This is a genomic window from Streptomyces sp. NPDC005485 (assembly GCF_040606085.1).
Lineage (GTDB): Bacteria > Actinomycetota > Actinomycetes > Streptomycetales > Streptomycetaceae > Streptomyces.
In genome coordinates, this window is the sequence record NZ_JBEXDZ010000034.1 from 1 (window position 1) to 21,915 (window position 21,915).

20 protein-coding genes are annotated in these 21,915 nt (G+C 70.3%); 8 read left to right on the forward strand and 12 right to left on the reverse strand.

Going from position 1 to position 21,915, the window contains the following annotated elements:
- Positions 1 to 42: 42 nt before the first annotated feature.
- Positions 43 to 1,089, forward strand: a complete 1,047-nt coding sequence (locus tag ABZS97_RS14335) for a glycosyltransferase (RefSeq protein WP_356137346.1) — start codon at positions 43 to 45, stop codon at positions 1,087 to 1,089.
- A 17-nt stretch (positions 1,090 to 1,106) separates the two neighbouring features.
- Here the strand turns inward: ABZS97_RS14335 and ABZS97_RS14340 are convergent, their stop codons facing one another.
- Entirely contained in the window at positions 1,107 to 1,778 is a 672-nt protein-coding gene (locus ABZS97_RS14340) for a hypothetical protein (protein ID WP_356137348.1), read from the reverse strand.
- 68 nt (positions 1,779 to 1,846) lie between these two features.
- Between ABZS97_RS14340 and ABZS97_RS14345 the strand changes: the two genes are divergently transcribed.
- The 3 genes from ABZS97_RS14345 (at position 1,847) to ABZS97_RS14355 (ending at position 5,977) form a co-directional block, all read left to right on the forward strand.
- On the forward strand, positions 1,847 to 3,889 hold the full coding sequence (locus ABZS97_RS14345) for an O-antigen ligase family protein (protein WP_356137350.1): 2,043 nt from the start codon (positions 1,847 to 1,849) through the stop codon (positions 3,887 to 3,889).
- Entirely contained in the window at positions 3,886 to 4,785 is a 900-nt protein-coding gene (locus tag ABZS97_RS14350) for a glycosyltransferase family 2 protein (RefSeq protein ID WP_356137354.1), read from the forward strand. Before ABZS97_RS14345 ends, ABZS97_RS14350 begins: the two co-directional genes overlap by 4 nt.
- An 82-nt stretch (positions 4,786 to 4,867) precedes the next feature.
- Entirely contained in the window at positions 4,868 to 5,977 is a 1,110-nt protein-coding gene (locus ABZS97_RS14355; RefSeq protein ID WP_356137356.1) for an acyltransferase, read from the forward strand.
- A 192-nt stretch (positions 5,978 to 6,169) separates the two neighbouring features.
- Here ABZS97_RS14355 and ABZS97_RS14360 read toward each other — a convergent pair whose 3' ends face one another.
- The 11 genes from ABZS97_RS14360 to ABZS97_RS14410 all read right to left on the reverse strand — a co-directional run bounded on the left by ABZS97_RS14360 (position 6,170) and on the right by ABZS97_RS14410 (position 17,442).
- Entirely contained in the window at positions 6,170 to 7,165 is a 996-nt protein-coding gene (locus tag ABZS97_RS14360) for a class I SAM-dependent methyltransferase (protein WP_356137358.1), read from the reverse strand.
- Positions 7,159 to 7,836: a class I SAM-dependent methyltransferase gene (locus ABZS97_RS14365; protein WP_356137360.1), complete on the reverse strand. Its 678-nt coding sequence runs from the start codon at positions 7,834 to 7,836 to the stop codon at positions 7,159 to 7,161. Before ABZS97_RS14365 ends, ABZS97_RS14360 begins: the two co-directional genes overlap by 7 nt.
- Positions 7,837 to 7,875: 39 nt before the next feature.
- Positions 7,876 to 8,688, reverse strand: a complete 813-nt coding sequence (locus tag ABZS97_RS14370; protein ID WP_356137362.1) for a glycosyltransferase family 2 protein — start codon at positions 8,686 to 8,688, stop codon at positions 7,876 to 7,878.
- Positions 8,685 to 9,812 carry a hypothetical protein gene (locus ABZS97_RS14375; RefSeq protein ID WP_356137364.1) on the reverse strand — a complete coding sequence of 376 codons (1,128 nt, stop codon included), beginning with the start codon at positions 9,810 to 9,812 and terminating at the stop codon, positions 8,685 to 8,687. The genes ABZS97_RS14370 and ABZS97_RS14375 overlap by 4 nt, the downstream gene beginning before the upstream one ends.
- A 5-nt stretch (positions 9,813 to 9,817) precedes the next feature.
- Positions 9,818 to 11,389, reverse strand: a complete 1,572-nt coding sequence (locus ABZS97_RS14380) for a lipopolysaccharide biosynthesis protein (RefSeq protein ID WP_356137366.1) — start codon at positions 11,387 to 11,389, stop codon at positions 9,818 to 9,820.
- Positions 11,352 to 12,215, reverse strand: coding sequence for a Wzz/FepE/Etk N-terminal domain-containing protein (locus tag ABZS97_RS14385; protein ID WP_356137368.1), 864 nt, complete (start codon positions 12,213 to 12,215; stop codon positions 11,352 to 11,354). The genes ABZS97_RS14380 and ABZS97_RS14385 overlap by 38 nt, the downstream gene beginning before the upstream one ends.
- 51 nt (positions 12,216 to 12,266) lie before the next feature.
- On the reverse strand, positions 12,267 to 13,382 hold the full coding sequence (gene wecB, locus ABZS97_RS14390) for a UDP-N-acetylglucosamine 2-epimerase (non-hydrolyzing) (RefSeq protein WP_356137370.1): 1,116 nt from the start codon (positions 13,380 to 13,382) through the stop codon (positions 12,267 to 12,269).
- A 4-nt stretch (positions 13,383 to 13,386) separates the two neighbouring features.
- Positions 13,387 to 14,646 (reverse strand): nucleotide sugar dehydrogenase, encoded by a 1,260-nt coding sequence (locus ABZS97_RS14395; protein ID WP_356137372.1) that lies wholly within the window; start codon positions 14,644 to 14,646, stop codon positions 13,387 to 13,389.
- Positions 14,646 to 15,416 carry a WecB/TagA/CpsF family glycosyltransferase gene (locus ABZS97_RS14400; protein ID WP_356137374.1) on the reverse strand — a complete coding sequence of 257 codons (771 nt, stop codon included), beginning with the start codon at positions 15,414 to 15,416 and terminating at the stop codon, positions 14,646 to 14,648. Before ABZS97_RS14400 ends, ABZS97_RS14395 begins: the two co-directional genes overlap by 1 nt.
- Positions 15,413 to 16,585, reverse strand: coding sequence for a hypothetical protein (locus tag ABZS97_RS14405; RefSeq protein WP_356137376.1), 1,173 nt, complete (start codon positions 16,583 to 16,585; stop codon positions 15,413 to 15,415). Before ABZS97_RS14405 ends, ABZS97_RS14400 begins: the two co-directional genes overlap by 4 nt.
- 257 nt (positions 16,586 to 16,842) lie before the next feature.
- Positions 16,843 to 17,442: an acyltransferase gene (locus ABZS97_RS14410; protein ID WP_356137378.1), complete on the reverse strand. Its 600-nt coding sequence runs from the start codon at positions 17,440 to 17,442 to the stop codon at positions 16,843 to 16,845.
- A gap of 264 nt (positions 17,443 to 17,706) precedes the next feature.
- Here ABZS97_RS14410 and ABZS97_RS14415 point away from each other — a divergent pair, with 264 nt between their 5' ends.
- The 4 genes from ABZS97_RS14415 to ABZS97_RS14430 all read left to right on the forward strand — a co-directional run bounded on the left by ABZS97_RS14415 (position 17,707) and on the right by ABZS97_RS14430 (position 21,802).
- Positions 17,707 to 18,210: a carboxymuconolactone decarboxylase family protein gene (locus ABZS97_RS14415; protein ID WP_356137380.1), complete on the forward strand. Its 504-nt coding sequence runs from the start codon at positions 17,707 to 17,709 to the stop codon at positions 18,208 to 18,210.
- Between the two features lie 184 nt (positions 18,211 to 18,394).
- Positions 18,395 to 18,853 (forward strand): SRPBCC domain-containing protein, encoded by a 459-nt coding sequence (locus ABZS97_RS14420; protein WP_356137382.1) that lies wholly within the window; start codon positions 18,395 to 18,397, stop codon positions 18,851 to 18,853.
- Entirely contained in the window at positions 18,850 to 19,200 is a 351-nt protein-coding gene (locus ABZS97_RS14425) for a metalloregulator ArsR/SmtB family transcription factor (RefSeq protein WP_356137384.1), read from the forward strand. The genes ABZS97_RS14420 and ABZS97_RS14425 overlap by 4 nt, the downstream gene beginning before the upstream one ends.
- Before the next feature lie 229 nt (positions 19,201 to 19,429).
- The gene (locus tag ABZS97_RS14430; RefSeq protein WP_356137386.1) at positions 19,430 to 21,802 is read left to right on the forward strand and encodes a penicillin acylase family protein; all 2,373 of its coding nucleotides are present in this window, start codon (positions 19,430 to 19,432) and stop codon (positions 21,800 to 21,802) included.
- Positions 21,803 to 21,915 lie beyond the last annotated feature (113 nt).

Consider the following 21,915-nt stretch of genomic DNA (forward strand, 5'->3'; position numbering starts at 1 on the left):
GGCCGGGGGGCGCCCCCTCGACGGGGATTGGCTTCCCCACCGATGAGCAGCGTCAGTGTTGTGATCCCCTGCTACAAGTACGGCCATTTCCTCGCCGACTGCGTGAGCAGCGTCCTGGACGAGCAGGACGGCGTTGACGTCCGGGTACTCATCATCGACGACGCCTCGCCCGACGACTCGGCGGAGGTCGCGCTCAAACTGGCCGCCTCCGACCCGCGGATCGAGGTCCACGTCCACGAGACCAACAAGGGCCACATCGCCACGTACAACGAAGGCCTCCTGGAATGGGCCGACGGCGACTACGTGGCCCTCCTGTCCGCCGACGACCGGCTGGTCCCGGGCGCGCTGGTGCGGGCCGCCCGGCTTCTGGACGCCCACCCCGAGGCGGGGTTCGCCTACGGGCGCCCCCTGCGCTTCCAGCACGGCGGACCGCTGCCGAAGGCCCGTACGCAGAGCACCGGCTCGGTCGTGCACCCCGGCCAGTGGTGGCTGGAGCGCCGCTTCCGCGAGGGCACCGGCTGCATCACCTCACCCGAAGTCGTCGTGCGCACAAGCCTCCAGCGCAAGGTCGGCGGCTACGACCCCGCCCTTCCCCACGCCGGCGACATCGAGATGTGGATGCGGCTCGCAGCGCACGCCGACGTCGGCTACGTACGCGGCGCCGACCAGGCCTTCTACCGCGTCCACGGCAACAACATGTCCACCGTCGACTTCGGCGGCCAACTCGACGACCTGCGCCAGCGCCTCGTCGCCTTCGACTCGGTCCTCGACAAGTGCGCCGACCGGCTGCCCCACGCCGACCGGCTGGCCGACCAGGTCCACACCCGACTCGCCCGCTATGCCCTGCGCCGGGCCTACCGCGCCTACGACCGGGGCCGTACCGGCGTCGTACCGGTCGACGAATGCGTGGCGTTCGCGGAACAGTGCCTGCCCGGATACGCCGCGCTGCCCGAGTACCGCGCACTGCGGCTGCGCCGACGGATCGGGCCGAAGGCCATGCCGTACCTGCAGCCCCTGGTGTGGTCGGCCGTCGCCGAGCGCGGGCGGGAGTGGCTGTGGTGGGAGTCGTGGAAGCGCCGCGGTGTCTGATGCGTGATCGGTTCAGCTCAGTTGGCCACCGGAACCCCTGCCGTGCGGCGGACCGGTTCCGGGGAGCCGTCCTTCCGCTTCCTGCGCCGCAGCGCGTACCGGTCGCACCACAGGGCGCCCAGAATCCCGAAGATCCCGCCCAGCAGCGCCGTACCGGCCAGGGCGCGGCTTCTGGTGCCCTGCACCGGGGCGGCACTCGGCGCGACCAGGACAGAGGCGCTGATCCGCGACCCGGGGGCGATCTGCTGCGAGTCCTGCAGGTCCGTCACATGCTTGGTGTAGACCTCGATGATCCGGCTGACCGCCCTGTCGGCCTCGACGGCGCCGGCCCGCTGCGCCTGCACCTGCACCGAGGGGATCAGATAGCGCGGCGTCGCGCTGGTGCCGCTGTTGCGCGGGATCAGCTGGAACGACCCCTGCACACCGGCGGAGTCCAGCTCCTTGCGCCCGGCGGGCGACTCGAGCTGCTGGATGACCCCGTACGAGAGCGTGGCGAGCGGCGGTTGGAGGTTCGTCAGCTGATTCGGCTGGTTTCCGGTCACGGGCGGCTTGAGGACGACCACCGCCGAACTCAGGTACTGCGGCGCGGAGTGCAGCACCTTGTACGCTCCGGCGGCCGTCAGCGCGAGCGCGAGCAGCAGTACGTACCAGCGGCGGAGCAGCGCTTCGGCGACGTCACGAGGCGACACAGGGATTCCTTCCGTCGCCCCCGATCCTCGCAGGCGCCGCAGCGAGCCGCCACCGAAAGGGAGTTCTCATGAGCCTTGCCGACCTCCTGGCGATCATGCGCAGGCGTTGGTACTTCATGGTGCCCCTCACCCTGCTCAGTCTGCTCGCGGGCGGGTATCTGTACCGGACCATCCCGGTGTCCTACGAATCGCAGAGCTCCGTCACACTCCTCGACTCCACGGCGATCGCCGAACTGGCCCCGACCTTCGGCAACCCCCTGTCGAACGCGGGCGGTTCGCTGGTCGTCACGGCCGACGTGCTGATCAGGACGCTCCAGTCGAGCGACTCGGCCAAGGAACTGCACTCCCGCGGCGTCACGGACCAGTACACGGTCGGCTTCGCGCCGCAGGCCGACAGCCCGCTGCTCACCCTGAGCGTCACCGGAACCGACCGGGCGAAGGTGCTCCGCGAGACCGCCGCCCTCACCAACTTCACCGGGGAGCAGCTGAAGGCCCTGCAGGCGGCCTCCAAGGTGCCGAAGGTGTACGCCGTGCAGACCGCGCCGGTCGTCCTGCCGCAGACACCCGTCCCGCAGTCGAAGGGCCGCTACCAGGGCATCGCGTCGGTCGTCATCATCGGTGTCGTCAGCGCGTTCCTGCTGTCCATCCTGGCCGAGGGCGTCGCGGTGGTACGCCGGCGCGGACGCGCCCTGGCCGAGTACGTTCCCCGGCGTCATCGTGCCAGGCCTCCCGAGCGGCCCAAGGGCCTGCTGGTGCGGAGACTGGACGCCACGACGATCCTCACCGGCTATCTGGTGCTGGCGTTCTTCGTCCCGTCGAACCTGACCCTGCCCGCGCTGGGCGGCGTCGGCACCCCGGCCAACGTCTTCGCCCTGCTGGGACTTCTCTGGTACCTCGCGACCTGGCTCGGCGGCCGCATCCTCCCGGCGAAGGGCACCAGGCTGCCCCGCGTGGCGATGTGCCTGCTCGCCGCCGCGGTACTGCTGTCGTACCTCGCCGCCGCGATCCGCAGCAGCTCGCACGAGGAGGTACTCGGAGCCGACCGGGGGATCATCGGGCTCGGGGTGTGGGTGGCGCTGGTCGTGCTGGCCTCGGCCGGCATCCAGGACCGCAGCCGGCTGGAGACCCTGATGCGCCGGCTCGTCGTCCTCGGCACGGTGGTCGCCCTGATCGGCTACTACGACTTCTTCGCCGCGACCAACATCGCCGATTCCATCCACATCCCCGGCCTGCACTCCAACTCCGCCGGGATGAGCGCCATGGACCGCGGCTCGTTCACCCGCCCCCGCTCCACCACGGCCCATCCGCTGGAGTTCGGGGGGATGCTCGCCATCCTCGTTCCCTTCGCCGTCCACCAGGCGTTCGACCCGGTGCGCCGGCACGCCGGCGCGCTGAGGCGCTGGGCCCCGGTGGCGATCATGGCGGGTGCCCTTCCGCTCACGGTGTCCCGGACGTCCATCATCGGCGCCTTCATCGCGATCCTGGTGATGGTGCCCCGCTGGAAGCCGCAGCGCCGCTGGGCCGCGATCGGCATCATCCTGGGTTCGGTGGCCGGCTTCAAGGTGATCATCCCCGGGCTGATCGGGACCATCACCAACCTGTTCGCCAGCTTCCTGTCCAACTCCGACAGCAGTACCCAGGCGCGCACCGTGAAGTACAGCGCGATCGTCCCCTACCTCAGCGAACGCCCCTGGTTCGGGCGGGGATTCGGCACCTTCACCCCCGACCTGTACTTCTTCACGGACAACCAGTACATGCTGACCCTGGCCGAGACGGGCGCCCTGGGACTGGTCGCCCTGCTCGTCCTGTTCATCACCGGGATGCACCAGGGCGGTGCCATCCGCCGGCTCGCCCGCACCGAATCGGACCGCGAGCTCGGGCAGGCCTTCCTCGCCTCGGCACTGGTCGCCCTGGTCATCAGCGCCACCTTCGACGCGCTCAGCTTCCCCATGTACGCCGGGATGTTCTTCCTCACCCTGGGCGCCGGTGGCAGCTACCTCGGCTTCACCCGTCGTGAGGCGGCCGCCGCCGCGAACCCAGCCCCCCGCAAGGCTTCCGACCCCGAAAGGGCGTCCGAAGCCGAGCTCCCCCAACTCGTGGAGTCCCGATGAGTCCCGTCGCCGTCATCGTCGTCACCTGGAACAGCGCCTCGGTGCTGCCCGGGTTCCTCGCCGCGCTGCCCGACGGCATGGCCGGCCTCGACTGGCGGCTCGTCGTCGCCGACAACGACTCCGCCGACGACACCGTCGACGTTCTCCGGGAGCTGGCCCCCGACGCCACCGTCGTACAGACCGGCCGCAACGCCGGGTACGCGGCCGGGGTCAACGCGGCGCTGGGTGCGGCCGGTGAATACGGGGCCGTACTCATCTGCAACCCCGACATCCGGATGCGGCAGGGCTGCGCCAAACGTCTCGTGGACGGACTCGGGGACGGAGTCGGCATCGCCGTACCCCTTTTGTACGAAGAGGGCAGGGACACCCCGCATCACTCGCTGCGCCGTGAGTCGAGTGTGCTCCGGGCCCTCGGCGAAGCCGTGATCGGCAACACCAGGGCCGGGCGTTTCCCGCCTCTGAGCGAGCTCGTCACCGACCCCGCCGCGTATCAGCGGCCCACGCGTGCGGACTGGGCGACCGGTGCGCTGATGGCCATCTCGGCCGACTGCCTGGCGGCCTGCGGTCCGTGGGACGAGTCCTTCTTTCTCTACTCGGAGGAGACCGAGTACTGCCTGCGGGCACGGGACCGCGGATACGCCACCCGACTGGAGCCGTCGGCCGAGGCCGTTCACCTGGGAGGTGACTCCCAGGTGTCGCCCCGCCTGTGGACGCTCCTCACCCTCAACCGCGTCCGCCTCTACCGGCGCCGGCACGGCCCGCTCGCCACGGCCGCCTTCCGCACCGCCGTGCTGCTCCGGGAGACATCACGCGCCGCGCTCGGCCGACCGGCCAGCCGAGCGGCCGCCGCCGCCCTCGCCCGGCCGGGCGCCCTGCGCGCCACGCCGGGACCGTGATCGCGCACGTGATTCGGCACACCGCGGCGCTTCACGCGGAGCGCCGGACCGTCTCTTCTACTTACGGGGCTCAGGGGGGTTCATGAGTGCAGTGAAGGTCACCGACAGATCGGACAGGCCCGCTGGAACGCTGACCGACGGATCGAGGCTCCCCTCGCTGACGGGGCTCCGGTTCGTCGCTGCCTTCCTCGTCTTCTGCTTCCACATCTCGATATCGGGGCTGCTGGCCACGTCGTCGACGCAGCACGCGTTCGCCCGCACGGCGGGTGCCGGAGCGGTGGGCGTCTCGTTCTTCTTCGTCCTCAGCGGCTTCGTCCTGACATGGTCGGCACTGCCGGGAGACACCGCTCGCGCCTTCTGGCGGCGTCGAGCGGCGAAGATCTACCCGAACTACGTCGTGGCCTTCGTCATCTCCGTCGTCGGGCTCTATGCGACCGGCCACGCGGTGGGGTTCCTCGTCGGAGCGGCGAACCTGGGGCTCGTCCAGGCGTGGTGGCCGGACCCGGGCGTCTACTTCGGCGCGAACTCGGTCAGTTGGTCGCTCGCGTGCGAGGCGTTCTTCTACGCCCTCTTCCCGGCGCTGCTGCCGGTGCTCGGCCGCATCCGCCCGCAGCGGCTGTGGGCGAGCGCCGCGGTGTGCGTGGCGGCCGTGTTCGCGGTGCCCGTGGCGGCGACGTTCCTGCCCGCCGAGCGGCACTACTGGTTCGTCTACATCTTCCCGCCGGTCCGCCTGCTGGAGTTCGTGCTGGGGATCCTGATGGCGCTCGTCGTGAAGAGCGGGCGTTGGCCGCGGATTCCCGTGTGGTCCATCGCCGTACTCCTCGTCGTCGCGTATGCCGTGACGCCGTACTTCCCGCCGGACGCGGAGACGTCGGCCGTCACCGTGATCCCCTTCGCGCTGCTCATCCCTGCCGTGGCCGTCGCCGACGTCGAGGGGAAGCGGAGTGTGTGGCGGAGCCGGTCCGCGGTGTGGCTGGGAGAGATCTCCTTCGCCTTCTACCTGATCCATCAGTCCGTGATCGTGGATGTGATGCGGGGGCTCGACGCTCAGGGTTCGGGGCCGGCGAAGGCATGGACGCTCATCTTCGGAACGCTCGCCCTCTCCATGGTGCTCGCGGGGCTCATGCACCGGTTCGTCGAGATGCCCATGATGCGGCGCCTCGGACGCAGGAGAACGCGCCACCCCGCCTGAGGCGGGGGTGGCCCGTCGGCCGCCGGCGGAAGCGGGTTGCCAGGGGGTGTTTTGAAAGTTCCGCACAGCACCCGCGGCGCCCGGCACGCACCCTCGCCGCACCGGCCGAAGTCCCAAGTACGTCCAGTACGAGGGTCTTCGTCCGGCACGCCGAGGGCACGCACCGAACACCGCGGGCACCGCACAGGACTTTCAAGACACCCCCTGGCCCGCACTCCTCGGCCGGCACACCATCGCGATGAAGTCGTGCCCCACCTCCGGCAACGCCGCGTCCTCCGCCGCGAAACAGCGGTCCAGCAGTGCCAGCGTCTCCGGCTCCTGGTCACGGAAGTTGTGCGCGATCCCGGAGAACGCGATGTGCAGCACCGTGCCGCCGTACGGCCGTTCCTCGACGACGTCGAAATGGCGCCGCAGGCCCGGCAGCAGTGCCGCCGCGTCGACCGCCTCCGAGGGGTCGTCCAGCACCATCGACAGTCTGCTGGGCCGCACCACACGGCGCTTGATCCGGCCGTCGGCCAGCCGCCGCCGCTCCTCGGGGAACTGGGCCAACAGAGCGTTCGCCGCCTCCAGTTGACCGTCGGTCCACTGAAACCGGGTGGGTCCGACGAACTCGTCGATCACGAACATCCCGCCGGGCTCGATCAGTTGGGACAGACGTGGCAGGGTCTCGTCGAGGTTGTCGAAGTGGTGCAGCGACTGCAGGCCCAGCAGGACGTCGAAGCGTTCCCCGTCCGCGGCCATCCGGTTGACGTCGGTGACCCGGAAGCGCAGCACGTCGTCGAGACCGTTCTCGGCGGCGGCGCGGGTGGCGAAGTCGATGCGCTGCTGCGCCACGTCCACGCCCTCCAGGAGACCGAACGCGCCGGTCTTCGCCCAGAGCAGCTCGTTTCCGCCGGTGCCGCACCCCAGCGACAGGCCGCGCAGATCGGTGCGGGGCGCGAAGTGCTTCGCGGCGACGTACTCGGGAAAAGAGGTGCCCTCGTCGCCGGTCATCAGCAGGTTCCACCGCTTGACGACCGCCGGGATCGCCCACCACTCGGTCAGCGACGGGTCGACCCGGGACCAGTGCTGGACCACCCGTGCGCCACCGCGTACGCGCAACTTGGCGAGCACCGGGTCGAGTTCCAGCTTCCGCACCTTGCGCAGCAGCCGGTCCGCGTCATGTCTGTTGATGAGGTTGTTCAGCATGCGGCCTCCGTTCTTACGGCTATGAGGGACTTCGGCGCACCGAGCACCCGCTCGCTGAGGAGCACCGATGCGGGGAACAGGTAGCGCATTTCGGTGCGGGTCAGCAGCTCGATGTTGATCACGGCGTTCATCGCCGACTCCGGGCTGTCGGGGCGGCTGTGGACGAGCGGCCAGTGCCGTACGAGACGGGCCCTGGCGGCCAGGGGCAGGAACTGGAAGCCGGGCGCCACGAAGTGCGGCTCGACGGGGAAGTAGCGGTACGGCGTCTGGATCCAGTGCAGGGGAGCCAGTTGCTCGACCGCGGAGACGAACTTCTGCCGCTGGCTGTGGCCCCCCACGTGCTCGATGGTCGAGTTGGAGAACACCAGGTCGTAGCCGCCCTTGCCGCTCAGTTCGGCGGCGACAGCCGGGTCGGTGACGTCGGCGTTCTCCGCGGTGATCCAGGAGGGCAGCTCGGCGGGGTGTTGCTCCAGGTTGATCAGGTGGACGTGCTTGGCGCGCACCGGAGCACGCAGCCACATCTCGGCCGTCCCGCCGAGGTCCACGACGCTCATGTTCTCGATGCCGGGGAAGCAGCGCCGGAACCGTTCCCAGCGGGCGATGCGCAGCCGTTCGCCCAGTGAGCCGGGTGCGTCGACGAATCTGTTTCTGAGGGCTCGGGAGCGGGCCATGGGATCAACCACCTGTGGTCGGAGCGGAAGGAGAGCACGTCAACTGGGCCGGTGCCATTGCGTGTAGAAGCTGGCGGGGTTCATCAGGTACCGAACGGTGGGGTGGGGCACATGGAGCACCCGGTGCCCGCGCCCGTAGCGGCGGATCAGCTCCCAGTCCTCCCGGGGCAGCACCTCCGGTGTCCGGCGCAGACGGCTGAAGTGGAGGGAGCGGGTGCGGCGGGCGACGAAGGCGTTGGTGTCGAGGAAGGCCTCGCGGGCGGCCCGGCGCCGGTCGTAGGGCACCGAAAGGACGTCCTTCTCGCTTCCGTCCGGCAGGACCCGGCGCAGCGCGGTGTACACGCCGTCGGGTCCGCCGGGGGACTGCAGGACCGCAAGCGCCCGTTCCAGGTGGTCGGGTTCCCACAGGTTGTCGTCGTCCAGGAACGCCACGTACCGCGAGCGAGTGAGGCGGATGCCCACGTTGCGCACGACGCCCGCCACGCCGGTGTTGCCCGCCAGTGAGACGGCGAACAGCCTCGGATCGTCGGGGAGTTCGGGCAGTCCGGCGCCGTCGTCGACCACGATGACCACCTGGTCGCGAACGGTCTGGTCCAGGGCCGAGCGCACCGCGGCGCGCAGTGCCTCCGGGCGTCGGTGGGTGGCGATCACCGTGGCGACCAGGGCCGAGGGCGGCGACGGCAGACCCGAGGCCAGCCGCCGGGTCTCGGCGTCCTCGACGCGGCGCAGTCGCACGGCGGAGGGGGCCAGCAGGATCTTGTTCCTGGTCTCGAAGAGCACCAGCCAGCCGAACGCCGCCTTCAGCAGCGTCCAGGGCGCCCGCGTGACACGGCGCACCAGGATGCCGCTCACGAGGACGGCTCCGGGGTGACCGGACGGCCGTCGGACATCCGGTTGTTGCTCCACACGTTCCCGGCGCCGCCCTCGTTCCAGTGGGCGACCACACCGTATCCGCCGGAGTTGCGGTGGTACTGCGTCGAGAAGACGTTGTCGGTGACCTTGATCCCGGTGGCGCCCGTGTCACCGCCGTAGAGGGCGTACGCGCCGCCGGCGATCCAGTTGTGGTCCACGGTGACATTGCGGACCACTCCGGTGTCCGCGAACAGGCCGATGCTGCCCGAGGCGCCCTCCTTGAGGCTGGTCGGGTTCAGCAGGGTGTTGTGACGGATGATCAGACGTCCGGTGTTGCCGCCGCTGCTGATCACCGCGTTGGTGTGCTGCCACTCGCCGCCCCGGTTGATGAACGGGGCGAGGTCGTGCACGTAGTTGTCGTGCAGGTTGCCCTGTCCCATGGCCAGGGCGTCGCCGAACACCGAGACGTCGCACCAGCCGACCTCGACGGAGCTGGTCGCCATGTTCGACACCGCGTAGTCCACGCCGCCGTTGTCCGGCCCCTTGCCGGGCACGGCGGTGATGGTGGAGTGCAGGACCCGCAGACCGCTGTAGCCGGGGCGCAGGTTGACGCCCCACCAGCTGTCCGAGGTGATTTTGGAGTCGATGACGGTGACGTTGTTCGCGTAGATGTCGAGCGAGCCGGCGAGGTCCCATCCCCGGATGACCATCCCGTTGGTGCGGATGGCCTTGTAGCCGGTCTTGTGGTGTGTGAGGGGGATACGCGGGCCGGTGGTGTCGGCGTCGGGGAAGCCACAGGCGCGGGGAGAGGCGCAGGCGGCCTTGGCCGCGGGCTTGTCGGACGCGCCGCTCGCGCTCGCCGACAAGGTGGCCCTCCCCGTCGCGGACGGCGAGGTGCTGGGTTTCGCGGTCGCCTCGCCGACCGCGGTCGATGCACCGGCGCTCGGTGACGGCGAGGATCCGCTCGCCGGGCAGGTCAGTGCGTCGTCCGGGCAGTGCGACGACGCGGGCCGGCCCTGCGGCGACGCGGACTTGTCCGATCCCGAGCAGGCCACGCCGACGACCGCCAGCAGGGCCGCAAGCAGCAGCCCCGCGAGCGAGTTCCGGCTGGTACGCCGTAACATCCGGTTCACCTCATGTCTTGTTGGGTCGGCCGGACCGGTGCGGGCGACCGGTGCCGGCCGCGGTGGGTGCGGTCGACGCCGCGCAGGAAGTCGCGGCTGGGCAGTACGCACACCGTGTAGGCGGCCAGGGCGATCGTGCCGATGGCGAGGAGCGCGATCCGGCCGTCGCCGAAGCGGCGCTCCAGGCCGAGGACGATCACGGCCATCACGGCCCCGCCGAGGAAGGGCCACGCGCAGGCCCTGGCGATCCGGCCGACGCCGATGCCTCCGCGGCTGAGGGCGAACAGGAAGACGGGCACCACCATGCCGCCGGCGACCAGGACATGGGCCTGTGAGACTCCGACGATGCCGTTGAGACGGGCGGCGAGGAGGAGCACCGGGATCAGGGCCGCCAGCCACAGGCCCTGCACCAGGAAGAGCGACCGGCGTTGTCCGATCGCGACCAGGCAGTCGTAGGCGAGTTCGCTGCCGATGCGGATCAGGCCGAGGGCCATCAGCCAGGGCAGTGCCGCGGCGGCGGGCACCCACTGGCCGCCGTAGACCAGGTGGATGATCGGCTCCGCGAGGCCGGCCAGCAGCACGCAGAGCGGGACGGTGACGGTGATCAGTACGCCCAGGGCGCGGCTGAAGCCCTGGGCGAGCGCCTGCGGGGACTCAGCCAGACGGGAGAATCCGGCGAAGGAGACCCGGCGGGCGGCCTCGGAGATGATCCGCACCGGCCAGCCGGAGATGTTGAAGGCGAGCACGTAGAAGCCCAGGGACACGTTGCCCAGCGTCGCGCCCACGACCATGGTGTCGACGTTGACCACCGCGAGGGCCAGCATGCTCGCCCCCGCCAGCGGAAGTCCGAACCTGAGCAGTGCCCGGGCCTGTCCGGGGTCCCAGCCGAACTTCAGGGTGCCCGGCGCCGCGAGACCGCAGCCGATCAGCGTCACGACGTTCCCCGCCACGGCTCCCCAGGCGAAGCTCATCGCGCCCCAGCCCTCGAAGGCCAGCAGCAGCGTCACCGAGGTGCTGATCACGAAGTTGAGGCCGTCGATGAGCATCCGCTTGCCCTGGGCGAACTCACGGGTGAGGAACCCGCCGGGCACCTGTGCCACGCCGTCGATCACCACGCACAGGCACATCACCCGCAGGACGCCCGCGGCGTCCGGCGAGCCCAGCAGTCCGGCCACCGTCGGTGCCGCCGCGAACAGCGCCACGTAGAGCAGGCCGCTGGAGAGGGCGCTGAGGGTCAGCACGGTCGGCGCGAACCTCCGCGCGTCCCCCTCCCAGCGCACGATGGCGAGGCCCACGCCCAGCTCGTTCGCGGACAGCAGGACCAGCAGTACGGTCTGGGCGATGCCGTACACGCCCCATTCCGCGGGTCCCAGGGCGAAGCGCGCCAGCACGATGCCGGTCGCGAAGTTGCCCAGGCGCATGACGACGGTGTTGATCAGGCTCCACCGGGCCGCCGAGCGGACCTTCGTGCCGAGAGAGGGAGAAGACGAGGGAGAAGCGGGGGGTTCGGGAGCGGGAGGAGCGGGGGCGTCGCTCGACTCAGCGGTCTCGCCGGCCGGTGTGCGGGCGGTGTCCATGAGTCGACTCCTCATCGAGCGGCTCGGCGGCGGACGCCACGGCCATGACGGGCTGGGGTGCCTTGGACTCGGCGGCGGCCGGCCCGTCCTCGGCGGACCGCGACCAGCTGGGCGGCCGCCGGATGGCAAGCGTTTCGTCCACGACCGGTTCCCCGGCCGACGGCAGGAGAGCGGTGCTCTCCTGTTCCGGCGCGGTGCGCCGGACCTTCGCGCCGGGCTCGGGCTTGTGCGACCGCTTGCGCGCCTCGACGTAGAAGGCGGCGGCCATGGTGAGTACGAAGCCCAGGCCTCCGGCCATGACCATGTACTCGAGCCGCGTCTTGGTCTGCGCCACCGGGTTCTGCGGGGCCACGATGGTGGTCATGCGGATCATGGCCTTCTGGGCGACCGACTGCTGGTTCTGGAACTGCTCCAGCCGTTCCTTGGCGTACGTGGTCAGGATGCGGTCCGAGGCCAGGACGGCGGCCTTGTCGGTGCCGGTGACGGTGAGCCACATGAGCGGCCCCTGGGCGTTGTCGGCGAGCTTGGCCGCGAACGTGCCGGTCGCGCCACGGGACTTGAGCTCCCGGACGGAGACATCGGAGTTGAGGTTGCGGGCCAGGCTGTCGGCCATGCCGGTGAGCGAGGTCTGGGTGCTGAGGAAGGGGTTGCCGTCGTAAGCCACGGTGGCCTTCTGGGAGTTCAGCAGAACCACCGTGCTCTGGGACTGATAGGTGACCGGAACCACCACGGTCACAGCGACCGCGAGACCGACGGTGAGCAGCAGTCCGGGCAGCAGGACGTACCAACGCCTGCGCATGACCCGGAAGATCTCAGCGAGATCCATGGTGGTCCCCCCTAGCGACCTGATGTTCGACGAGCATATGTTGCAAGCGGATCATATGGGGAGAGTTTGGTCGGTGGGTCTCGGCCGTGTGCTCGCGGTGCCTCCCCCCAGCAGCACCTCGGCGATTCGGTCACTCGCGCGGCCGTCCCACAGCTCGGGCCGGCGCGGCGCGGGCGGAGCGTCCAGCACCCCGTGCACGGTGGTCACGATGCGCGCCGGATCCCGGCCGGCCAGCACATTGGTGCCCTGCTCGACGGTGATGGGCCGCTCGGTGTTGTCCCGCAGCGTCACGCACGGCACGCCCAGGGCGGTGGTCTCCTCCTGGATGCCGCCCGAGTCGGTCAGCACGAGGCGGGCGGAGTCCTGCAGGGCGATGAAGTCCAGGTATCCGGCGGGGGGTACGAGCCGGATACCGCCGGGGACGCCGATGTCCGCCAGCCGTCCGGCGGCGCGCGGGTGCACGGGCAGCACGAGCGGGCAACGGCCGGCGATCTCGCCCAGGGCCTTCAGGAGTCCGGCGAGGACTTCGGGGTCGTCCACGTTGGCCGGGCGATGCAGGGTGACCAGACCGTATTCGCCCGCGGTCAGGCCGAACCGGCCGAGGACGTCCGAGGCCCTGGCCCGTTCCAGGTTGGCCAGCAGCGTGTCGATCATGACGTTGCCGACGAGGTGGATCTGGTCGTCCCGGTACCCCTCCGCGCGCAGGTTCTCGGCGGCGTCGGGCGAGGGGGCCAGCAGGTAGTCGCTGACCCGGTCGGTGGCGACGCGGTTGACCTCCTCCGGCATGCTCCAGTCGCGGCTGCGCAGACCGGCCTCCACGTGCGCGAGCAGCGGCCCGGCCTTGGCCGTGACCAGGGCACAGGCCAGGGTGGAGTTGATGTCGCCGACCACGACGACGATGTCCGGGGACACCTCGCCGAGAAGTGGCTCGAACGCGGTCATCACGCGTCCGGTCTGCTCGGCGTGGGTGCCCGAGCCGACCCCGAGGAAGCGGTCGGGCGGGCGGATGCCGAGGTCGGCGAAGAACACGTCGTTCATGGCCGGGTCGTAGTGCTGGCCGGTGTGGACGAGGATCACCTCGGCGCCCCGGCGTTCCAGGGCGTCCATCACCGGTTTGATCTTCATGTAGTTGGGTCGCGCCCCGGCGACACAGATGATGCGCGGCATGGGTTCAGAGCACCTCGATGGTGGGTCCTGACGGCAGCCGCCGTCGGCAGTCGAGCACGAACGGGGCGTGTTCGGCGATGAGTTCGTAGTCGAAGCTGTCGTGGTCGGTGAGCAGGACCACCACGTCGGCCGCCGCCAGCTCCTCCGGCGCGGGCTCGACCCGCACCAGCCGGGTGTCCACCGGCAGGCTCTCGACGACGTGCGGGTCCGCCGCCTTGACCTGGGCTCCCATGTCGAGCAGCAGTTGGGAGATGCGCAGGGCGGGCGACTCGCGGGCGTCGCCGGTGTTCTTCTTGTACGCCAGGCCGAGGAGCAGGATGCGCGAGCCGTTCACGGAGCGACGTCTCTCGTTGAACAGATCGCTGATACGGCGCGCCACGTACTCGGGCATGTGGTTGTTGATGTCGTTGGCCAGTTCCACGAAGCGGAAGCTCTGGCCGAGTTCGCGCTGCACCCGCCAGGACAGGTACGAGGGGTCGATCGGCAGACAGTGGCCCCCTACGCCCGGTCCCGGCGTGAACTTCATGAAGCCGAACGGCTTGGTGGAGGCGGCGTCGATGGCCTGCCAGACGTCGATGTCCAGGTGGTGGGCGAACATCGCGATCTCGTTGACCAGCGCGATGTTCACATGGCGGAAGGTGTTCTCGAGGAGCTTGGCGAGTTCGGCCTCCTTCGGCGATCTCACCGGCACGGTGGTGTCGACGAGCTGCGCGTAGAAGTCCTGAACGGCCTTGAGTGACGCCTCGTTGACGCCGGACACGACCTTCGGGGTCTCCTGGAAACCCCACACGGCGTTTCCGGGGTCGATCCGTTCCGGGCTGTAGCCGAGGTGGAAGTCGGCCCCCGCGGTCAGGCCCGAGCCGTCCTCCAGGATCGGGGCGAACAGCTCCTGGGTGGTGCCGGGATAGGTGGTCGACTCCAGGACGACGGTCGCGCCGGGGCGCAGATAGCGGGCCAGGGTGATCGCCGACTCCTGGATGTACCGGAGGTCGGGGGTGCCCTCGTGCAGCGGGGTCGGCACGGTCACGACGGCGATGTCGAAACCGGCGCAGTCACGGGCCGATTCGCTCGGGCGGTAGGCGCCGCGGTCCAGTGCCGCGCGGATCCGCTCGGAGGAGACGTCCTCCACGAAGGACTCACCGGCGGCAAGGCTCTTGACCCGCCGGGCGTCGACGTCGTAGCCGATCACCTCGTGTCCGACCTCCGCGGCGCGGATGGCCAGTGGGAGGCCGACGTATCCCTGTCCAACCACGACGACGCGCATCAGTGACTCCTGTTCGCGGAAGCGGGCGACGGGGTGAGCCGGATGAACTCGCGCGCCGTCATGAGGAGGAAGGCAGCATTGGTGGTGAGGTAGCGCCGCCCCAGGCGGCGCGGCTCCTGGAGTGCGCGGTAGAGCCACTCGACTCCCCACCGCTGCCAGGACTCGGGGGCTCGCTTGGTGACCCCGGCCAGGATGTCGAAGGAACCGCCGACCCCGTGCACGACGCGGGCGCCGGTGCGTTCGCCGTAAGCGGCGGTGAAGATCTCCTTCTTGGGTGAGGTCATGCCGAGGAACAGCATCTGGGCGCCGCTGTCGGCGATCGCGCCGGCTATGGACTCCTGCTGCTCGTCGTCGAAGTAACCGTTGCGGCTGCCGGCCACCTTCAGGCCCGGGAAGCGGTCGGCCACCCGGCGCAGCATCTGCTCCAGCACCTCCTCCTTGGCGCCGAGGAAGTACACCGACATCCCCGCCGATTCCGCCTCGGCCAGCAGCCGCAGGAACAGATCGATACCGGCCACCCGTTCCGGCAGCGGGGCCCGCAGCACCCGGCCGGCCCAGACCACGGCCTGGCCGTCGGCGAGGACCAGATCGCAGCCGGCCACGGCCCGGGCGAGCCGGTCGTCCCGCCGCATGTTCACCAGCTTCGCGGCGTTGACCACCCCGATCTCCAGCTGCCTGCCGTCGCGGACCGCTTCGAGACAGCGCTCCACGGTCTCGTCCATGGTCAACGGGTCGAGCTCGATCCCGAACAGGGACTGACGCTCCGTCATATCTGGCCCCCCTGCCAGGCGTAGAGCATCCAGCCGAATTCGTACGGCCGGCATTCACGGTCCACGGAGACCGGGCGGTAGACCCGGTCCAGCAACTTCAGCCGGAGGTTCGGAGCCACTCGGGTGCCGAGTCCTCGGGCGGCGCGTACGGCCTTCTTCGGGTCGCCCCGGTAGACCTTGCGCCAGGTGGCGCCGAGCTCGTCGAGGATCAACGGCTCCTGGTTCTCGGGGCGTTCGGCCAGCTCGGGCACGTCCTTCATCCAGCGCAGGCCCTTGCGGATCGACGCGCCGAAATCGCTGCCGCCCGCGTCGGCGAGATCGAACAGGGCGGTGGGCGCCATCGCGTGCTGGTGGACGCTGTAGACCGGGTAGCCCTCCACGACACCACCGGTGCGCGCGTCGTAGTGCCACCACCACTGCCCGCCCTCGCCCTGCAGTTCACAGATGCGCGCCGCGCACGCCTCGGACGCGGCCAGCGCCTCCGGGTCGCCGCCCCCGTCCGCGCCGGCGTGTGCGCGGGCCAGGGCCTGGAGCGGGTAGGTCTGGTCGGCGAAGCAGCTCACATGCGCCCGGTACCAGGGCACCAGGCCCGGCCCGGTGGCGTGCGGGAAGAGCGGACTGTCCCCGATCCGGGACCGCAGCAGACGGTCGCGGGCTCCGGAGAAACGTCTCTCCACGTCGACCGTGCCGCGCGCCGCCGCGAGGGCGGACAGCGCCCACGCCGCCTCGACGGTGTACTGGGGCCGGCCCTCCTCGTCCAGGGCATCGACCCGGGCGAGAGCGTCGGACAGCTTGGGGTGCCCGGTCTCGGCGGCGGCCCAGGCGATGAGCGCCGCGTCACCGAGATTGGTCACCCCGGGCAGGGCCTCGACCAGCAGGCCCGTGAACTCCTGGGCACTGCGCCCTCCGAGCACCGCGCACTGGCGCTCCTCGGGAAGGAACCGGGCACCCAGTGCGGTGATGGCCGCGTACCGGGTGCTGGTCCCGCGCCGTTCCAAGGTCCAGGAACCGCCGGGGGTCTTCCGCCCGGCCATGGTGAAGGCGAAGGCCTCGCCGCCGGGGAGCAGCATCGGCGCGAGCCCCGACTCGGCGACCTCGAGGAGACGTTGGGCGAGTGCGAGCAGCGCGGGCTCCTCATGACCGAGCGCCGCCAGACGTGTAATGGTCATCGTTTGGGCACACCAACCCCCCTGTGGGTCCGTTTTTGAGCAGACTTGTGATCGCCACGTCGCGGATGGTCACGCGGCGGAAAGGCGGACGTCAGACGCCGCAGCGGTTGTCACTCCACGCTTCAGGCACAGTTGTCCCCACCCGGTACCCCCCCTGGGCACTACTGGTTCGCGTGCTCACTGCGCACAGTCTGCACAGATCGCACACATGTTATGCCTGAAGATGTTCGAGGATTGGCGTTTTGAGAATTCGGGAGTTACGCCCGCTCGATGAGTTCGCCATCCTTCTCGTCGTACAGCGCGCCCGTCTCCGGGCACTTCCATCCGCCCGGCTCGCCCTCCCGCGCGATCAGTCGCACGCCGGCCCGGCCGACCCAGCCGATCCGGCGGGCCGGAACACCGGCCACGAGCGCGAAGTCGGGCACATCCCGGGTCACCACGGCGCCCGCCGCGACCAACGCCCAACGGCCGACGCGCACCGGCGCCACGCATACCGAACGGGCCCCCAGCGACGCCCCCTCGGCCACCACCACCGCCACGGCCTCCCAGTCGCCACCGCGCTTCAGCCGGCCGAGCGGGTCCACCGAGCGGGGGGAGTGGTCGTTGGTGAGGACCGCCGCCGGGCCGACGAACACGCCGTCACCGAGCACCGCGGGTTCGTACACCAGCGCGTAGTTCTGCAGCTTCACGTTGTCGCCGATCCGCACCCCCGGCCCGACATACGCTCCACGGCCCACGATGCAGCCGCTGCCCAGCCGGGCGTCCTCGCGTACCTGGGCGAGATCCCAGACCGTCGTTCCGTCGCCGATCGTGGCCGTCTCGTCGACCTGGGCGGTCGGCTGGGTCCTGAAGCTCATCTGGCTGAACCTTTCTTCTCGCCGAGCCTTCTCGTCGGGTGGAAGGTAGCCGAGGGGGGAGTGCGGGCGCTCGGTCTTGGACCAGCCGATCCGCCGCACGGTGGAGCGTCCGACCTGATCAGCGTCCGCCCCGAGGGATAGGGTGCTCGATCAACTCGAGTGCGAGCACGGTGGGTTGCAGCGATCACTGAGCCCATATGGTGTTCAACGCGTCCACCGCGTGCGGACCCTGCGCGGTCCATCGCCCTCTCGAACGGAGCCGACATGGAGTACCCGGACCTCTCCGCTCTGCCCGCGGAACTGCAGGAGGCCGTGACCGCGCACGGCTCGCTCAACGTCTTCCGGATGATCATGCATTCACCGGCCCTGGCGCCGGGCATGCTGGCACTGGGGGATGCGGTCCTGCAGCAGAACTCGCTGCCGGACACCCTGCGTGAACTCGCCATTGTCCGGGTCGGTCATGCCTACGGGGCGGCGTACGAGCTCCACCACCACGAGAACATCGCCCGCCGTGTCGGACTCGGTGAGGAAGCGATCGCGGCCGCCGGGACCGGCTCCGCGAAGGAGCTGTCCGCACCCGAAGCCGCCGTTCTCGCCGCCACGGACCGGCTGCTCACCCGGCACACCCTGGACGACGCCGCACGTGACGAGGCGCTGGAGATCCTGACGGTGAACCAGCTCGCCGACCTCGTCATCACCGTCGGCTTCTACCAGCTCGTCTGCGGCTTCCTCAACACCTTCGAGGTGACGACCGAGGGGGAGTCCTAGCCTGCAGAACCTGACGAGCACCACTGCCAGGCACGGCGTGCCGCGCGCTTTGCGGCGCGTCGACCGGCGCGGGGTGAGGGCGTGTGCATGAGTGCGTCCCGGGCTGACATGCAACCTGTGGGTTGCGCGTGCGTCAGCGGATATGCAACCTTGAGGTAGCACATCTGGACGAGACGAGGTCTTCATGATTCCCGACGCCATCGAACGCGCCATCGTGATCAACGCCTCTCCGGAGCGGGTCTGGTCGGTGCTGACCGAACCAGCCTTCCTGGGGCGCTGGTTCGGCAGCGGGGTGCCCGTCAAGATGGACTTCCGCACCGGGGGCCTCCTCCTCTTCGATCACGGTGTCCACGGCTCCATCCCCGCCCGCATACAGACGATCGAGCCGCCCCGCACCTTCTCCTGGCGCTGGTCCCAAGGCGCCGCCGGTGAGGAGCCGACCGACGACAACGCCACCCTGGTCGAGTTCGCACTGACCATTGACGAAGCCACCGGTAACACCCGGCTCACCATGGTCGAGAGCGGCTTCTCGCGACTTGGCCTGTCGATCGACGAGAGGGCCGACCGTCACCGGGCGAACAGCCAGAACTGGCCCAGCAAGCTTGATCACCTGCGCGAGCACAGCGAACGCCCTGCGGTATGAGCGCTGCCACCGGCGACGAACGAGTCCCCGAGGACGTCTTCCTGGCACTGGCCGACCCGATCCGGCGTCAGATCCTCGCCACACTCGTCCGCGAAGGAGGCGCAACGCCCACTTCGCTGGCCGCCGCCCTCCCTGTGACCCGTCAGGCGGTGGCCAAGCACCTGGCAGTCCTGGATCGCGCGGGTTTGGTGCTCGGTCGGCGCGCCGGACGCGAGGTCCGCTACGAAGCGCAGTTGCGCCCCCTGCGGCAGGCGACGCGCTGGCTGGACGGCCTCGCCGCTCAGTGGGAACGTCGCCTCGGCGCGATCAAGGACCTGGCGGAGCAGGAGGATCGCCCCGGCGCATAGCGCGACGACGAACAGCTCACCGTTCGCCCGGCCGCACACGGGACTTGCACGCCGACAGAGCCCGAAGGCGTACACCCGCTGACCGACAGACGTACACCCCGGGACTGACGCGCCGCCCCGAAACTCCGCCGGGGGCCGGATGCCACCTTGTGCGTTCGCCCTGAAGGGTGGGGTCATGGGTGGATCCAGAACACTGATGAAGTGTCATAAAGCTTTACTGTCAGGGCAGTTGGCTGCCATCGCGGCTGCCCTCTGTCTCACCTCGGCCACCATGGTGCTGCTGCCCGCGTCCTCGTCCGCCGCGACGGGGCCGGGCGGCGACACGGTGGCCGACGGCGGGCACACGGCCCGGATCAGCCGGACCGAGTACGGCGTCCCGCACATCCTGGCGCGGGACTTCGACGGGCTCGGTTACGGCTACGGCTATGCGTTCGCGCAGGACAACGTGTGCGAACTCGCCGACCAGGTAGTGACAATGCGCGGTGAGCGGTCCCGGTTCTTCGGGCCCGACGGGGAGTCCGAGGGCTCCAACCTGGCGAGCGACACGTACTACGGGGGCCAGCTGCGCGCGGGCACCGTCCAAAGGCTGCTCGATCAAAAGGCGCCGCTGGGGCCGACCGCGGAGCTGCGGCGGATGGTCGAGGGGTACGCCGCCGGGTACAACCGCTATCTGCGGGACACGGGCGTCGACAAGCTGCCGGACCCGCGCTGCAAGGGCAAGGCCTGGGTGCGGCAGGTCACCTCCCTCGACGTGTGGGGCATCGTGCACGACCTCAACGGCGCGACCGGGGCGGTGCCGCTGGCGCCGGACATCGGCGAAGCGACCCCTCCGACGGCGGCCGGCGAGCACACGGGAGCGACCGCCGGGACATCCGGCAGAAGGACCCCGTCGCCCTTCGCCACACTCGGCCGAGGTCCCGCCGCCGACTTCGGCAGCAACGGCTGGGCACTGGGCCGGGACGCCACCCGTACCGGCAACGCGATGGTCCTCGCCAACCCGCACCTGCCCTGGGTCGGCGGCAACTTCCACTTCTATCAGGTGCAGTTGACGATCCCCGGCACCTTGGACGTGTCCGGCGCCGGCCTGTACGGCACACCGCTGGTCGAGATCGGCCACAACCGCAACCTCGCCTGGACGCACACCGCGAGCGACGCCCAGCACACCTCGTTCTACGCGCTGAAACTGGTGCCCGGCGACCCGACCGGCTATGTGGTGGACGGCAGGACGGAGCGGATGACATCCCGAACGGTCCCCGTCACCGTCCGCACCGGCAACGGCAAGCTGTCGACCGTCGACCGGACCCTGTACACCTCACGCTTCGGCCCCGTCCTGTCCTCCGGCTGGACCACCAAGACCGCCTACGCCGTCCGCGACGCCAACGCCGACAACCTCCGCTCCATGAACACCTGGCTGGCCATGGGCAAGGCCCGGAACCTCGCCCAGCTGCGCACCGCCCAGAACACCTACCAGGGCATCCCCTGGACCTACACCCTCGCGGCCGACACCAGCGGCGGCACGTACTTCACCGACTCCTCGGTCGTCCCGCACCTCACGGACGAACAACTGGAGCGCTGCGCCCGCCCGGACAGCGAGGAAGGGCCCTCCGCCCTGGACGGTTCGACGTCGGCCTGTGCCTGGGGCAGCGACCCGGACGCACTCGTGCCGGGCATCTACGGCCCCTCCCACCAGCCGAGGCTCAGCCGCACCGACTACGTCGCCAACTCCAACAACGGACCCCGGTACACCAACCCCGAAGCGCCCCTCACCGGCTTCCCGGGCGCGTACGACAGCGACCCGCGTCTCGGGCAGCGTGCCCAGCTCGGACTCCGCATGATCGCGGAACGCGCGGACGGCACCGACGGACTCGGCGCCCCGGGCTTCACCGGGCGCACCCTGCGCGCGTCCGCGCTGGGCAACCGCGTGCTGTCGGCCGAGACGGGCCGAGACGACCTCGTCGGCATGTGCCGCGCCCATCCCCGCCTGACGGCCACGGACGGCAAGGAGGTCGACGTACGGCAGGCCTGTGCAACGCTCGCTCGCTGGGACACCCGCGCCGACACCCTCAGCCGGGGCGCCGCACTGTGGGCCACCTTCTTCGACCACCTCTTCGAGGCCGGGCCCCCCGACACCTGGCGCCGTATCCCCTACGACCCCGCGCAGCCCCTCACCACGCCGCGTGGCATCAAGGGCGACGACATGCGCGTCCGGCGTGCTCTGGCCGACGCCGTCCAGGACTTCGCCGCCCGTAACCTGCCGGTCGACACCGAGCTCGGCACCGTACAGAAGTGGGCGGGCATCCCCCTGTCCGGCTGCAACGGCGACAAGGGCTGCTTCAACGTCCTGGAGGCGGGCCCCGACTCGGGCACCGGCACCCCGACCGCCGGCGCGTTCGGCACCAGCTTCCTGATGGCCGTCGAGCTGACCCCCGACGGCCCCCGCACCCGCACCCTGCTCACCTACGGACAGTCGGCGAACCCGGCCTCACCCCACTACACCGACCAGACCCGCCTCTTCTCCCGCAAGCAATGGGTCACCGAACGCTTCACGCAGTCGGAGATCGCGAGCGACCCGGCCTTGAAGGTGACGACCTTGACGAGGTGAACAAGCCTCCGAGCCCGTGCCGGTACTGACGGGGCAACGTACGCCGAGGGCGGGGCCGCAGAGCCCCCCGCCCTCGGCGCTTCGCGTTCCGGGACGACTGAGGCCGGGGAGCG

Excerpts from the sequence above, each read along its gene's own strand:
- ABZS97_RS14410 (WP_356137378.1), bottom strand. The coding sequence starts at position 17,442 with ATGAGCTTCAGGACCCAGCCGACCGCCCAGGTCGACGAGACGGCCACG.
- ABZS97_RS14375 (WP_356137364.1), bottom strand. The coding sequence starts at position 9,812 with ATGTTACGGCGTACCAGCCGGAACTCGCTCGCGGGGCTGCTGCTTGCG.
- ABZS97_RS14345 (WP_356137350.1), top strand. The coding sequence starts at position 1,847 with ATGAGCCTTGCCGACCTCCTGGCGATCATGCGCAGGCGTTGGTACTTC.
- ABZS97_RS14415 (WP_356137380.1), top strand. The coding sequence starts at position 17,707 with ATGGAGTACCCGGACCTCTCCGCTCTGCCCGCGGAACTGCAGGAGGCC.
- ABZS97_RS14380 (WP_356137366.1), bottom strand. The coding sequence starts at position 11,389 with ATGGACACCGCCCGCACACCGGCCGGCGAGACCGCTGAGTCGAGCGAC.
- ABZS97_RS14355 (WP_356137356.1), top strand. The coding sequence starts at position 4,868 with ATGAGTGCAGTGAAGGTCACCGACAGATCGGACAGGCCCGCTGGAACG.
- ABZS97_RS14360 (WP_356137358.1), bottom strand. The coding sequence starts at position 7,165 with ATGCTGAACAACCTCATCAACAGACATGACGCGGACCGGCTGCTGCGC.
- ABZS97_RS14405 (WP_356137376.1), bottom strand. The coding sequence starts at position 16,585 with ATGACCATTACACGTCTGGCGGCGCTCGGTCATGAGGAGCCCGCGCTG.
- ABZS97_RS14365 (WP_356137360.1), bottom strand. The coding sequence starts at position 7,836 with ATGGCCCGCTCCCGAGCCCTCAGAAACAGATTCGTCGACGCACCCGGC.
- ABZS97_RS14350 (WP_356137354.1), top strand. The coding sequence starts at position 3,886 with ATGAGTCCCGTCGCCGTCATCGTCGTCACCTGGAACAGCGCCTCGGTG.
- ABZS97_RS14425 (WP_356137384.1), top strand. The coding sequence starts at position 18,850 with ATGAGCGCTGCCACCGGCGACGAACGAGTCCCCGAGGACGTCTTCCTG.
- wecB (WP_356137370.1), bottom strand. The coding sequence starts at position 13,382 with ATGCCGCGCATCATCTGTGTCGCCGGGGCGCGACCCAACTACATGAAG.
- ABZS97_RS14335 (WP_356137346.1), top strand. The coding sequence starts at position 43 with ATGAGCAGCGTCAGTGTTGTGATCCCCTGCTACAAGTACGGCCATTTC.
- ABZS97_RS14385 (WP_356137368.1), bottom strand. The coding sequence starts at position 12,215 with ATGGATCTCGCTGAGATCTTCCGGGTCATGCGCAGGCGTTGGTACGTC.
- ABZS97_RS14420 (WP_356137382.1), top strand. The coding sequence starts at position 18,395 with ATGATTCCCGACGCCATCGAACGCGCCATCGTGATCAACGCCTCTCCG.
- ABZS97_RS14400 (WP_356137374.1), bottom strand. The coding sequence starts at position 15,416 with ATGACGGAGCGTCAGTCCCTGTTCGGGATCGAGCTCGACCCGTTGACC.
- ABZS97_RS14395 (WP_356137372.1), bottom strand. The coding sequence starts at position 14,646 with ATGCGCGTCGTCGTGGTTGGACAGGGATACGTCGGCCTCCCACTGGCC.